This is a genomic window from Bifidobacterium sp. ESL0682 (assembly GCF_029392815.1).
Classification (GTDB): domain Bacteria; phylum Actinomycetota; class Actinomycetes; order Actinomycetales; family Bifidobacteriaceae; genus Bifidobacterium.
The window spans coordinates 1,306,975-1,320,755 of sequence record NZ_CP113942.1; the positions used below are offsets into that span (position 1 = coordinate 1,306,975).

A 13,781-nucleotide genomic window follows, 5' to 3' on the forward strand; every position below is an offset into this window, starting at 1 on the left:
AAAGTTTTCCTCATTCAGCTGATACGAAGCAAAAGCACCACACGCTCACTATCTTCGCGATCATCGCGGCCGTGTTGGTCGTGGTCATTGTGGCGGTTGTGGGGTATGCGTATTGGGACAAGCAGCATGCGGAAGATCGTGCTTACCAACAGCTGCAGGAACTGACGCAGAAGCCAGCAGACATGACCAAGCAAGGCGGCCTGCCGACTTTTAAAGCCGGCGAGTTCAATCCCGATGCGCCCAGCGTCGACCTGTACGTCGATTACTTCTGCCCCGACTGCGCGGATCTCGACCGCGTCCTCTCCCTCACGCTGAAGAAACTGGCCGATGCGAGACAGATCAACCTGTATCTGCACCCAGTCAATTTCCTCGACGCCAAAACGAAGAACCACTACTCCACCCGAGCTGCAGGCGTTGCCGCTTATATCTCTTCCCACGAACCGGACAAACTACTCGATTTCACCATGGCGATGTATGCCGATAACTTCATGCCGAGCTCAAAGAACGGCAAAGACATCACCGACCGACAGTTGACCGACCTGGCCATAAAGGCCGGAGTGAGCAAGCAAGTGGCCTCAGCAGCTACGAACGGTACCTACACGGATTACGTTCAGAAGGCCACGAAATACACTCTGCTTCGCAAAGACCTGTTTGTCGACGTACATGGCGAACATCGTTTCTCGTCACCGACCATCGCCATTAACGGCACCATGTGGAAATACCGGGCAATGCAGAAGCTAGAGAACGTCTCGCCTGCACTGGTTCAGGTCATTGGTCTGCGCCAGCAAGACGTTGGCAACCCCCAGGTCATGCCGTCGATTGGTGCGCATGGGCAAGTCAGGGCGATGGCAAAACAATATTTGTGACCACCGAAGATTGATGCCGGAATCCTTGTCAACAAAACAGACTAGCCAATCAAACCGGTTCACAAGAGGTCGGGCACATCGTCCTTGCCTCCCCCACTGCCGACTCATCACTCACAGCATATTCAATGTTTAGTTGAGTCCGAAATTAAAAGGGCCGTTGCAAATCAGTTTGCAACGGCCCTTTTAATAAGCAAATACAACCCGAGTCAAACACTCGAATTCATACTCGCAGGGTTTAAAACCACTCAGACAATGCTTGCCAGAATATACAGCGCGGCGATATGGGCGGGATAGAAGATATAGAAGAAATACTTGTCTCCGCGTCCTTTCGCGCCATTGTAAAGCAGGATCGGAATGATGGCGAAAATCATCATCCATTGGGTCTGTCCTACTAAAGCGTAGAGCACCGCAACCACAGCGATAGCCAAGCTCTGCCAGATTGCGCTGCGTTTGACGTTGCGGAGAGCGTACATCACCGGAATGAGTAACACCATAACCGTGTTTTCAGCGAGCAGGATCGCAGGATCGACCGCAGTCAGCACTCGCAACGCCCAAAGCATCATCGGGCTTTGTGAGCCGTCACCTTGAGCCATGAACGGCAAAAGGGCAAGCGAAAGCAGGAACGGAAGGGCAAAAAGCAACAATCCTTCGGCCGTCTTCTTGACGCGGAAACCGCGGGTGACATCATGTTTTTTGAACGCAGCCTCAAAACAATCGACAGCGACCATGAAAATCGTGCCGATGAAGAGGTCTCGGAAGATGTTGTTGACCAGCTGTGCACCGTCATAATTGACCACCTGCTGAAGGCCCATATCAAGTGCAGCCATCAAGACCATGCACACGTAAAGCCGCACCATGTAGGCCTTTTTGCTGTGCGTGTGCGAGAAGCCAATGACGCTGACAAAGAAGAACAGCGTGGCCACGGGTCGCCCGAACCAGTCGAGCCAATTCGGCGCACCTTGTGTGGCGAACATCTGATGGACGTGGTCGACCACCATCAGTACCACGCCGATCATCTTGATGTCGAAAGTCGTCAGGCCAAGCCGCCGGATATGGCCCTTGCCGACCGTACCGGTTCCGTTGCTAGCGATAGTGATATTTCTACTCATTCGTATATTTCCCCATTTGCAATTGGCGTTTTAAAGCCAATACTGTGTCTGCTTTGTGTTCATAAAAATCCCAAATGCCGTCTCGATTCCCCAACGGAAACCAGCATCCTTACGAACTCCAAGAATACGGGCCAGTGACAGTTACGCCATCGTTCTGCAGGATGAAATATTATTCTTGCCTGTCTAATTATTCGGAATGACACTGAATTGAATCGTTAAGCCCACATACTGTCAAGCTATCTTCCGTTTTCGTCTCCGCCGATATACTTGTTATACAACACTGAGCGCTTGTTACAACACTCAAGGAACAGAGTCCATAAGCAAGCACAAAAAGGGGCAAAGTATGTCACGCAAACACCGCAAGCCACAGAACAGAACGGCTCACCCATCAAGCAATTCCACTACTTCAACGCGAGCTCAGCAGCAACGACTCGCATCCAAACTAGCAGCTGAAGCGCAAGCGGCTGCGGTAACAGCGAAGGAACGTCAGCAGCAGACAATCATCGGCGCTATTGTGACGCTGGTTGTTGTGGCACTGGTCGCAGTAATTGGCGTAACCGCATGGGGTGAGCACAGCAAGGCACAACAAATCAAAGCTCAGACCACTTCCGGTGCCTATCGCCAGCTGCAGGCAGTCGCTCAGAAACCCGCGAACACCACCGATCAAGCCGGCTTGCTCGCCTGCAAGAAGGCCAAGCTCAACGCCAAGGTACCCACTGTCGAAATCTATCTCGACTTCATGTGCCCCACCTGCGGCGAGCTTAACCGCAAGCTTGACGCCACGTTAGAGAAGATGAACAAGGCCCGCCAAATCAATATCGAGGTGCATCCGGTCACATTCCTCGATGGCAATTCGACCGATCATTATTCACTGCGCACAGCGAGCGCCGCCGCATATATTGCCAGCAAAGACCCCGACCATCTGATGGATTTTGTATCGTCCTTGTTCGAAAAAGACTTCCAGCCCAGCGAAACCGCCTACAAGCCAGTGAGCGACGACCAAATCATCTGCCAAGCCGTCAAAGCTGGTGTCGACAAGACCACGGCAACCAAAGCCACACAAGGCACTTACACTGAATATATGAGCAAAGCAAACAATTACACTGTTTTGCATCGACCGGAATTATGCGACACCGCCATGTATCCGCAAGGTGGCACCTTCGCCACCCCGCTCATCCGTATCAACAAATCCGTCTGGTCGCTGAAAGACCGCTCTTATGATGAGCTAGCGTCCGACTTTGAAAACGGCATCGGCCTGAAGGCTCAGGATGTCGGCAACGCTAAGGTCCTACCAACGCTCGGCCCCGATAACGCGCCAAAATCTGCATGAAAACCCACACAGCTAGAGACGACTGAAACAGTCAGCACACAATCTGATATGGAATCGGGTCCGCACCTTATGGGTGCGGACCCGATTTCTATTTACAGTATTACTGCACAAGTCGTCTTTGTGCTATTCATTTCAACGGAGCAGCAACAATGATTAATGCGCCTGCCGTGCACTTCAATACACATTCGGCGGAACGTTCCTAATGGAAACCGTCCCGCCGAATTATCTGAATTACTTAGAAGATATTATTCCAAACTTCCTCAGGCCTTGGCGACCGTCACCTTCAACTCATCGGCGGACGCGTCGGCATTGATGTCAAGCGACGTGGCGAGCGTCTCGTGAGCGATGAGGTCACGGAACTGCTCGGCCTTTGGAGCGTCGGCAGACGGCACATCGAGCTTAAGGCTGATACGGTCGGCGATGTCGAGGTCAGCTTCCTTACGGGCGTCCTGCACGGCGCGGATAACATCACGTGCATAGCCTTCAGCGACGAGATCGTCGGTCAGTGCAGTGTCGAGGATGACGAAACCGCCGCCAGGAAGCGCTGCGGAGACGTCGTTGGCACGGTCGTCCGCACCGACTTCCTCGACCTGGTTAATGAGCGTGTACTCGCCCTCCTCCAGCTTGAGATCGCCATTCGGCGTCTCAACAACCGGCGCACCGGATTCGTCGACATGCCAGTTGCCAGACTTGGAACCCTTAATGGCAAACTGCACCTGCTTGCCGAGCCTCGGGCCGGCGGCACGTGCGTTGACCTTGAGGTCATGAACGATCTTCAAGCCGTGTTTGCCGGCGTCCGCGAGCGTGGAGAATTCCACGTCCTTGACGTTGAGCTCGGTCTTGAGAATGTCATCATATTCCGCGACGGCATCGGGATTATCGACCAAAACGGTGAGCTTAGCGAGCGGCTGGCGCACGCGAATCTGGCAGGACTTGCGCAGCGACAGCGTGCCGGAAACAACCTCACGCACCTGCTCCATGGCCTCAACCAACGCCGGCTCGTCGACCAAAACGCGACCCAGCTCGGTTTCCTTGCCCTTGTTGAGCTCGCTGGTCGATTCGGCGTTCGCGCCGACATCGTGGGACTGTTCGTCCTGAACAGTGACAAACGGCCATTCGGCCAGATGCACGGATTCTCCGCCGGTAAGTCCCCGCCAAATTGACTCAGCTTCCATCGGGGCCAACGGCGCCATGACGCGCATGAGCACCTCGAGCACGGTGTACAGCGTGTTGAAGGCGTTCTCGTCTTCGTCCCAGAAGCGTTCGCGGTTGTTGCGAATGTACCAGTTGGTGAGCATGTCGATGAAGTCTTGAACCGCGGCGCACGCGTCGGAAATGGCGAAGGTGTCGAGCGCATGCTCGACCGAGACCACGAGCCTGCGGGTGCGGGCCAGCAAATAGCGGTCCATCTGCGGCAGTCCAGCAACTTCCTCGGGCTTCAACGCACGCGCATCGTAGCCTTTACCGCCGTTCGCCGCGTTGGCGTAGAGCGTGAAGAAGTAATACGAGCTCCACACCGGCAGCAGCACCTGACGAACGGTATCGCGAATACCGTCAGCGGTGACAATGAGGTTGCCACCACGCAGAATCGGCGAAGACATGAGGAACCAGCGCATCGCGTCGGAACCATAGTCGTTGAACACGCCGTTGACGTCCGGGTAGTTCCTGAGGTGCTTGCTCATCTTCTGCCCGTCGTCGCCGAGCACGATGCCGTGGCAGATGACGTTCTTGAAGGCGGGCTTGTCGAAGAGGGCGGTAGCCATGACGTGCAGCACATAGAACCAGCCGCGGGTCTGTCCGATGTATTCGACCACGTAATCGGCCGGGAAGTGCTGCTCGAAATACTCCTTGTTTTCGAAGGGGTAATGGAACTGGGCGAACGGCATGGAACCGGATTCGAACCAGCAGTCGAGCACGTCGGAGATGCGGTGCATATGCGACTTGCCGGTCGGATCGTCGGGGTTGACGCGCGTGAGGTTATCGATATAAGGACGGTGCATGTTGACATTGCCCTCGCCGTCGCGCGGATAATCACCGAAATCGGCCTTCAGCTCGTCGAGCGAACCGTAGACGTCGACGCGCGGATACTTAGGATCATCCGAAACCCACACGGGAATCGGTGAACCCCAGAAGCGGTTGCGGGAGATCGACCAGTCGCGAGCATTCTGCAGCCACTTGCCGAACTGTCCGTCCTTGACGTTCTCGGGAATCCAGTTGATCTTCTGGTTGTTCTCCAGCAGACGATCCTTGATCTTGGTCACGGAGACGAACCAGGAGGAGACCGGTTTGTAGATCAGCGGGGTGCCACAACGCCAGCAGTGCGGATAGGAGTGCACGTAGCTCTTCTCCTGGAAGAGCAGGGCGCGGTGGTCCTCAGGAATACGAGCCAGCGGACCGTCACCGTTGCGCAGGTTGCGCAGAATCGGCATATTGGCATCGAAGACGTACATGCCTTCGTAATCCGGGCAATCGGCGGTGAAGGTGCAGCTAGCGTCGAGCACGTCGATGCAATTGACGCCGGCTGCGTTCAGCGTGTTCATATCGTCTTCGCCATAGACAGCCTGATGGACCATGCCGGTACCTTCGACGGTGTCGACGTAATCGGCGGCGAGAATCTGGTAGGCGTTCGGCCCAGGGACATGGCCTTCAGACTCGGCTTCTTCACCTGCGAAATATGGGAAAACCGGCCAGTAGCGACGACCGACCAGCTCCTTGCCTTTAAGTTCACGAACAACCTCATAGTTCTCGCCAAGTTCCTTGGTATACGAGCCGAGCAGCGGCTTTCCAAGGTAGAACTTCTTCCCAGCGAACTTGCCTTCAGTAGGCTTGACCTCGACATAATCGATATCCTCACCAACGACAATAAGGAAGTTGGTCGGCACGGTCCAAGGCGTTGTGGTCCAGAAGACGGCGTAGGCGTCGTCCTCATCACGCATCTTAACGGCGACGGAGAGGGTGATGTCCTGACGGTCCTGATAGACGTCGGCATCCATGCGCAGCTCGTGCGCGGAAAGCGGGGTGCGATCTTTCGGGCAGTACGGCAGCACGCGATAACCCTTGTAGGCCAGGCCCTTGTCGTACAGGGTCTTGAACGCCCACATCACCGATTCCATATAGGTGGTGTTGAGGGTCTTGTAGCCGTGCTCGAAATCGACCCAGCGAGCCTGGCGGTGGACGTAGTCCTTCCACTCGTTGGTGTACTTCAGAACGGACTTACGGCAGGCGTCGTTGAACTTCTCGATACCCATTTCCTCGATCTGATCGACCGATTCGATGCCGAGTTCCTTCTGCGCTTCAAGTTCGGCTGGAAGGCCGTGGGTGTCCCAGCCGAAGACGCGGTTGACCTTGCGGCCCTTCATGGTCTGATATCGCGGAATGACGTCCTTGGCATAGCCGGTCAGCAGGTGGCCGTAGTGCGGCAGGCCGTTGGCGAACGGCGGACCATCGAAGAAGACGAATTCGTTGTCGCTGTGGTCGCCGCTGGGGTTGCGCTCAACGGACTTTTCAAAGGTGTCGTCCTTGTCCCAATAGTTGAGCACCGATTCTTCCATTTTGGGGAAGCTCGGGTTCGGTGCGACGTGCGCGCTTTGCTCGCCTACGGACGCCTTGGGATACACATGGGAATTGGTGGTTTCGCTCACCGCTGTCTCCTCGCTTGGCAGATGTCATTACTACCACGAGGACGATGACGAACGCTAGCACGCGCCGTTACCGCGGTACCACCTCGCTTGTCACATCACCGGTACTCGAACGCACCACGCAACGCAACCGCTTGAAGTACAGGCTATGTCGGGCCCACCCGTCGGTTCTAATAAGCCGCTCACCTCAAGTGAGCAACCGTTCTTCCGAAAGCTCCCCGCCGATAACGGATCAGCGCTTACACATTGTTATATTAGCAACGCCCTCTGAAAAAGTTCTCTCCAGATTCATTCTGCGGACAAATTCTAACGGAACTGATTGTTCAACATGCAAATCACTAGCGGCCGCTTCTTACGTCCCACTTGAAGAATTTGCGGGAAATGACAACCGAGGCGACCAGCCATACGGCACAGACCGCCAAGCCTGGCGAAACCAACATTGCCAGTCCCGTGTGGCTACCCAAAATCAAACCGCCGTTTCGCACTGTAGCGTGGACGAAATCCTGACCTAGCCACATGGAACGCATCGATTCGGCCAAATAGCCGACCGGGAAGAAAGCACTCAACGTACGCAACGACGAGGGAATGATCCACGACGGCGTGAACACACCGGAAAGGAACATGAGAATCAGCGTAGGAACCAGAAGCATCATCTGCGAGGAGTCAGCGGAAGGAATCAACGCGGAATATGCAACGCCGATGACGGTACAAAGCACCGCACCCAAAATCGTGACGAGGATGACACCGGGAATATTGGCAGGAGCTTTGAGGCCAAGGAACAGCACGGCGGACAACAGCAGAACTGTCTGGCATATCAAAGCCACAACAAATCCGGAAAGCGCATAACCAAAGAGCACAGAACCATCGGAACGTCCCCTCAACCTGATGCGCTTGAGCAGGCCCGAGTCTCTTTGCGAAACGATGTCGCCAGCCACCTTGACGAACCCACCCATCAGGACCACGTATGAAGTAAGGCCGAGGGCCGACCAACTTGCAGCCGAAACCTGTGCTCCCCGCCGAGCGGAAGATTGTCGCCTTTGTAAGCCAGTCCAAAGAGAAGCGCCAATGCGACAGGAAAAGCGAGTGTGAAAAACACCGATTTGCCGTTACGAAGGAAACTCAGCGTTTGCAGATGGAACTGGGGAAGAATGGTGTCGTTCATCGTTTGTCGTCTTTCGTCGCTGGGATATTGTTTTTCGACTTTTCCGTCCCGACCAATGCCGAATAGGCCGCACGCAAGGAAGGCTTTTCCACGCACACATCAGCGATCTGCCATCCGTGATCCGCACAAGTGCGATAGATGGCCTCCAAATCGCGAGCCGGATCATGCGATTGCCATTCCAGACGACCATCTTTTCGGCTTGCACCATCGCCATGTTGTGGCAAGCAATCTGCCAGACCATCCAAAACATCCTGACTCGCCGCCACCGAACTGGCTCGAGGCGCGGGAACGGATGCAGCCAGCTCATCAACGGTTCCCGAGACGGTGATATGTCCTTGCTTGATGACGCTGACGGAATCGGAAAGCGCCTCGACCTCATCGAGATAATGGGTGGTCAGCAAAACGGTGGCGCCAAGGTCTCGCTGGCTACGGATGATGCCCCAGACGTTCTCACGAGAGACGGGATCGAGGCCAGTCGTCGGCTCATCGAGCACAATCAGTTTCGGATTGCCATACAAAGCAATGGCAATATCGACTCTTCTCCGTTCGCCGCCAGAAAGCGAACTCAGCGGCCTGTCCAACAGATACTTGAGATTCACCCGTTCGACGATGTCCAAGACATCCTTTTTCGTCATTTCAGGCACATAGCGCCTCCAGCTGAAAAGAATATCCTTGACCTTCATCCCGGTCGGGAAACCAGCGCTTTGCAGCACGATGCCGACATCCGGTCGCAACTTGGCGGCATCGCCTATCGGATCAACCCCGAGGGTGCGAATACTGCCGTCCGAGACCTTTCTGGCACCGATGACCGCATCGACAAACGTGGATTTGCCGGCACCATTGGGCCCCAACAAGCCGATAATTTTGCCCGTCTCGGCCGTAAAAGTCAAGTCTCGCAAAGCTGAGAAATTACCATATTTCACGGTCACGTTCTGGGCGTTGATGGCATAGTCAGACACTGTGATGGCCTTTCATTGAAGAAACGAATCAGATCAGGGCTATCAGCTGAGACCAATTGACGACAATAAACACCAGCACGCCGCCGCCAATCAGCACTACCCGTCTGATGATTTTCTGCTTGCGCTTCTTCTGATAAGCCAGAGCTTCGGATTCTTCGTCCATAATGACAATTCTCAATTCAGTAGAAAGGCTGGAATCACAGGCGTGTCATCACACGGTGTCGAATCACCTTGTTTCAAGCCATGTTGAAGTACGATTGATATCTTGCGAAAGCCTTATCCCCAATAAGGTTTCAAAAGTCAAGACAAAAAGTTTTAAAGAAACCAGTCCACTGATTTCGCCAGTTAGCTACGATTCCCTTTCATGTCATCTATCAGTCTATTAAAATAGATTTTATTATCTTTGCATACAACAACGACATACAATCATCAACCGAGTTCCCACACCGAGAAACCATGTCATATCCGAAGAAATTCTAAAAATTACATAACGTCTTAACGGGCAAACAACAAATGCCCTGATCAAAGGTCGGATACCGATTAATCTTTGATCAGGGCATTTATTGACTATTTATTGGGCTTTAGTGCTCTTTAATAGACCTCAAAGCCGTGAGCCTTGAACTGGTCATGGACACGCTTTTTCAGTTCCTTGGATGGGCCTTCCTTGGTTTCCAGAGGATACGGAATGTTGAGCTCGTGCCACTTCGGACGGCCGAGCTGGTGGAACGGAAGGACATCGATATGCTCGACGGCATCGCCGAACGACTCGCAGATCTTGGCCACGTTCTCGACGTTCTCAACGCTGTCGGTCAGACCGGGAACGAGAACGAAACGTACCCAGATCTTCTTGCCGGCCTTGCTCAAACGCTGGCCGAACTCGATGGTCGGAGCGAGCTGGCTGCCGGTCACCTCGTGGTAGGTCTTCTCATCACCGGACTTGACATCGAGCAGGCACAAATCAACATCGTCAAGCATCTCGTCGGTCCATTCCCTGTTGAGGAATCCGGAGGTATCGAGGCAGGTGTGGATGCCATTCTGGTGCACCGCGTGGAAGACGCGTGAGACGAACTTTCCCTGCATCATGGATTCACCACCAGAGAACGTCACTCCCCGCCAGTGCTCTGGAAAACGTCCTTGTAACGGGTGACGCGTTCAATCATGTCGTCAAGATAGACCGGTTGTCCGTCACGCATCTTCCAGGTGTCAGGGTTCTGGCAGAACTGGCAACGCAGCGGGCATCCGCTCATGAACACGGTCATTCTGGTCCCCGGCCCGTCGACGGACGTGTTGATGTCCCAGGAATGGACGAAGCCGATGTCTCCGGTGCGCAGCGCGGAGATACGGTCATGACGATCCAAGCCTATGGGAGATTCGAAGCCCGAAAGACCGCCCATCAACGTGTGCTTGGCATATACCTTCGACTCCTTGAGCATGTGCTGCGTCGTGGTTCTAAATTGAGTGGTTTCGGACATCGTTGCCCTCCTTGTCAAATTCTGGTTTCATACTATCGGATTTCAGGTTGAAATCCCAGTCGTTCGGTGTGCCTCAAACACAATGTGATGCGCGAAATATTCCATAGCTGAAAACCAATGGTTGCCGCCATCGGCAATGGTTTCCACGGCCATGAAACATGATTGAAGGGACGGAGCCAGAGCCCCGCCCCTTCAATCAATCATTCACCACATTTTACCGTTCAATGAACTGTCACTCAGAGACAGCACCCTGGTGGAACGTACGGGAAATCACATCGAGCTGCTGCTCGCGGGTGAGCTTGACGAAGTTCACTGCATAGCCCGAGACGCGCACGGTGAGGTGCGGATACTTCTCAGGATGCGCGACGGCGTCCTCAAGCTGCTCCTTGCGCAACACGTTGATGTTGGCGTGATAGAGGCCATGGCCATTGCCGGAATCCAGGATGCCGACCAGGTTGGTGACACGCTCTTCCTCGTCACGGCCGAGACCGTCAGGGGTAATCGTGTTGGTCAGCGAAATGCCGTCCAGCGCGTCGTTGTAGTTGATCTTGCCGACCGAGAACATGGACGGCAGCATGCCGTGCGAATCCATGCCGTTCTCCGGGTTGGCACCAGGGGCGTAAGGCTCGCCCTTCTTGTGTCCGCTCGGGAAGGAACCGGTCGCCTTGCCGTAGACCACGTTCGAGGTGATGGTCAGGACGGACTGCGTCGGCACCGCGTTGCGGTAGACCGGCAGAGCCTTGATCTGATCCATAACCGTGGAGACGGTCCACTTGGCGAGGTCATCGGCGCGATCATCGTCGTTGCCGTAGATCGGGAAGTCGCCGACCGTGCGATAGCCGACCACCAGGTCGTCGTCAGCACCTTCGACATATTCCTTCTCATGGCCTTCGAGGTTCTTCGCATCCTTGTTGTAGATAGGATAGACCTTTGCATACTTCAGTGCGGAGAGCGAATCTGCAGCGATCGACAGGCCGGACATGCCGCAGCCGAGGGTGCGGTAGACTTCCTTGTCGTGCAGAGCCATCTCAATGGACTCATACGCATACTTATCATGCATGTAATGGATGATGTTCAGCGCTTCGACGTAGGTCTCGGAGAGCCACTCAAGGGCCTTCTCGTAGTTGTCCTTGACCTTCTGATAGTCAAGAGTGCCGTCGGCTTCGGGCTTGATCGGATCGATGATGCCCTTGTCGATGACCTGCATACCGGTCATCTCGTCGCGGCCGCCGTTGATCGCGTAGAGCAGAGCCTTCGCGGAGTTCACACGAGCGCCGAAGAACTGCATCTGCTTGCCCACACGCATCGGGGAGACGCAGCAAGCGATGGCTGCATCGTCGCCCCAGTGGTTGCGGATATCGCGGTCGGACTCATACTGGATGGCCGAGGTGTCGATGGAGATACGGGCGCAGAAACGCTTGTAGCCTTCAGGTAGCTTGGAATCCCAGAAGATGGTGATGTTCGGCTCAGGTCCGGGCCCAAGGTGATCGAGGGTCAGGGTCGCGAGCAGACGGAACGAGGTCTTGGTGACCATGTGGCGTCCGTCATCGGCGAAGCCTGCATCGGACCAAGTGGCCCAGTACGGATCGCCAGAGAAGATCTGATCATAATCCAGAGTACGCAGGAAGCGCACGATACGCAGCTTCATAACGATCTGGTCGATGATCTCCTGAGCATGAGGCTCGTCGAGCACACCGTTCTTCAGATCGCGCTCGAAGTAGCAATCGAAGAAGGCCGAGTTACGGCCGAAGCTCATGGCCGCACCATCTTGGCTCTTGACGGAGGCGAGGTAGCCCATGTAGGTCCACTGCACGGCTTCCTGCGCGGTCTGCGCCGGGCGGGAGAGGTCGAGGCCATACTCGTTGCCGAGAGCGATGAGTTCCTTCAGGGCCTTGATCTGATCGGAGTGCTCTTCGCGGAAGCGGATCCAGTGTTCGATCTCGGCCTCGGTGAAGTCGTTGCGATAAGGAATCGAATCCTTGTCAATCTTCTTCTGAGCAATCAGATAGTTGACGCCATAGAGGGCAACACGGCGATAATCGCCAATGATGCGGCCGCGGCCGTAAGCATCAGGCAGGCCGGTGAGAATCTTGTTGTGGCGAGCAAGCTTGATCTGCTTGGTGTAAACGCCGAAGACGCCGTCGTTGTGGGTCTTGCGATACTTGGTGAAAATCGTCTTGATGTTGGGGTCAGGCTCCTTGCCAGCCTCAATGATGGCCTGCTCGACCATACGCCAGCCGCCGTTCGGCATCATGGCACGCTTGCAAGGCTCGTCGGTCTGCAGGCCGACGATCACGTTATCGTGTTCCTTGTCCATGATGTAGCCAGGGCCGAAGTTGTCGATGCCAGCCGGGGTGTGGGTATCAACGTCATACACACGCTGCTTGCGCTCTACGGCAAGCTGGTTGTTGTCGAGGTACTCCCACATTTCCTTCGTCTTGGGGGTCGCCTTGGCAAGGAAGGATTCATCGCCATCGTACGGCGTGTAGTTCTTCTGAATGAAATCGCGAACATCGATTTCCTTCTGCCAATTTCCTCCGACGAAGCCGTCCCAAGCCTTTGCTTGGAGCTCTTCCTGAGAGAGAGCAGTCTGATCTACTGCGGTCATTTAGCACTCCTTGTTTGTGGAGCAACGCATCTTCACGTTGCGTTCGTTTACCATTGTAGAGTGGTTTGTGTCACATTAGCACCAAAATAGATGTGACATACGTCACTTTTTGGATTTTATCGACACGCAGTTAACCAGCAGAGATACGGCAACGATACGGAAACCCAGCCACAAGAACGATTTAACAAAAATCGATTCTCATACACAATCGGGAACATCAAGCAAAAATAAAGTGATGTACGTCACATTTTGTCTTTAGATAGAACAATAGGCCAGCAGACGACGTTCCGTCCACTGACCCATTGTTGATTGAGCGCGACCTTTTTATAGTGAAGACTCTCAGAGCTGTTGTCTATTCGCTATCAGAACCCTCACCAGAGCCGTCATCCTCTCCGGCCCTGTCCCACGCATTCCATTTACGATTCTGCTCATCCCAGACCTCGTTGCGCTTCTTGGCGATTTTCCAAGCATTCTCAGCGTCCTTACGGGACTTGTATGGACCGCTGCGTTGGTTAACCGGCGAAAGCTTACCCAATTCCGGCTTGCCCGTGACGGTATTGAAATACCACTGTTCGTTTCCACCGTCATCGTTCATATTCTGCGTATCCTGTGCCATCGCCATTCCCCTTCATTGTCA

General features: G+C 54.5%; 9 protein-coding genes and 1 pseudogene. 2 read left to right on the top strand and 8 right to left on the bottom strand.

The window, feature by feature from the left end; translation table 11 throughout:
• Positions 1 to 80 precede the first annotated feature (80 nt).
• Positions 81 to 866 (top strand): thioredoxin domain-containing protein, encoded by a 786-nt coding sequence (locus OZX57_RS05570; RefSeq protein ID WP_277162952.1) that lies wholly within the window; start codon positions 81 to 83, stop codon positions 864 to 866.
• A 245-nt stretch (positions 867 to 1,111) separates the two neighbouring features.
• Here the strand turns inward: OZX57_RS05570 and OZX57_RS05575 are convergent, their stop codons facing one another.
• Positions 1,112 to 1,975, bottom strand: coding sequence for a TraX family protein (locus OZX57_RS05575; protein ID WP_277161748.1), 864 nt, complete (start codon positions 1,973 to 1,975; stop codon positions 1,112 to 1,114).
• A 343-nt stretch (positions 1,976 to 2,318) separates the two neighbouring features.
• Between OZX57_RS05575 and OZX57_RS05580 the strand changes: the two genes are divergently transcribed.
• Positions 2,319 to 3,305: a thioredoxin domain-containing protein gene (locus OZX57_RS05580; protein WP_277161749.1), complete on the top strand. Its 987-nt coding sequence runs from the start codon at positions 2,319 to 2,321 to the stop codon at positions 3,303 to 3,305.
• A gap of 260 nt (positions 3,306 to 3,565) precedes the next feature.
• Here the strand turns inward: OZX57_RS05580 and ileS are convergent, their stop codons facing one another.
• The 7 genes and pseudogenes from ileS to OZX57_RS05620 form a co-directional block, all read right to left on the bottom strand.
• Positions 3,566 to 6,946, bottom strand: a complete 3,381-nt coding sequence (ileS, locus tag OZX57_RS05585; protein WP_277161750.1) for a mupirocin-resistant isoleucine--tRNA ligase — start codon at positions 6,944 to 6,946, stop codon at positions 3,566 to 3,568.
• Between the two features lie 335 nt (positions 6,947 to 7,281).
• Entirely contained in the window at positions 7,282 to 8,043 is a 762-nt protein-coding gene (locus OZX57_RS05590) for an ABC transporter permease (RefSeq protein ID WP_348637181.1), read from the bottom strand.
• A gap of 58 nt (positions 8,044 to 8,101) precedes the next feature.
• Entirely contained in the window at positions 8,102 to 9,064 is a 963-nt protein-coding gene (locus tag OZX57_RS05600; protein WP_277161753.1) for an ABC transporter ATP-binding protein, read from the bottom strand.
• A gap of 28 nt (positions 9,065 to 9,092) precedes the next feature.
• Positions 9,093 to 9,227, bottom strand: a complete 135-nt coding sequence (locus OZX57_RS05605; protein ID WP_277161754.1) for a hypothetical protein — start codon at positions 9,225 to 9,227, stop codon at positions 9,093 to 9,095.
• A gap of 428 nt (positions 9,228 to 9,655) precedes the next feature.
• Positions 9,656 to 10,536 (bottom strand): annotated as a pseudogene (gene pflA, locus OZX57_RS05610) (pyruvate formate-lyase-activating protein).
• 232 nt (positions 10,537 to 10,768) lie between these two features.
• The gene (pflB, locus tag OZX57_RS05615) at positions 10,769 to 13,144 is read right to left on the bottom strand and encodes a formate C-acetyltransferase (protein WP_277161755.1); all 2,376 of its coding nucleotides are present in this window, start codon (positions 13,142 to 13,144) and stop codon (positions 10,769 to 10,771) included.
• A 352-nt stretch (positions 13,145 to 13,496) separates the two neighbouring features.
• Entirely contained in the window at positions 13,497 to 13,760 is a 264-nt protein-coding gene (locus tag OZX57_RS05620) for a hypothetical protein (protein WP_277161756.1), read from the bottom strand.
• Between the last annotated feature and the right edge of the window lie 21 nt (positions 13,761 to 13,781).

Coding starts and splice junctions, on each gene's coding strand:
- OZX57_RS05575 (WP_277161748.1), bottom strand. CDS start 1,975: ATGAGTAGAAATATCACTATCGCTAGCAACGGAACCGGTACGGTCGGC.
- OZX57_RS05580 (WP_277161749.1), top strand. CDS start 2,319: ATGTCACGCAAACACCGCAAGCCACAGAACAGAACGGCTCACCCATCA.
- OZX57_RS05605 (WP_277161754.1), bottom strand. CDS start 9,227: ATGGACGAAGAATCCGAAGCTCTGGCTTATCAGAAGAAGCGCAAGCAG.
- pflB (WP_277161755.1), bottom strand. CDS start 13,144: ATGACCGCAGTAGATCAGACTGCTCTCTCTCAGGAAGAGCTCCAAGCA.
- OZX57_RS05620 (WP_277161756.1), bottom strand. CDS start 13,760: ATGGCACAGGATACGCAGAATATGAACGATGACGGTGGAAACGAACAG.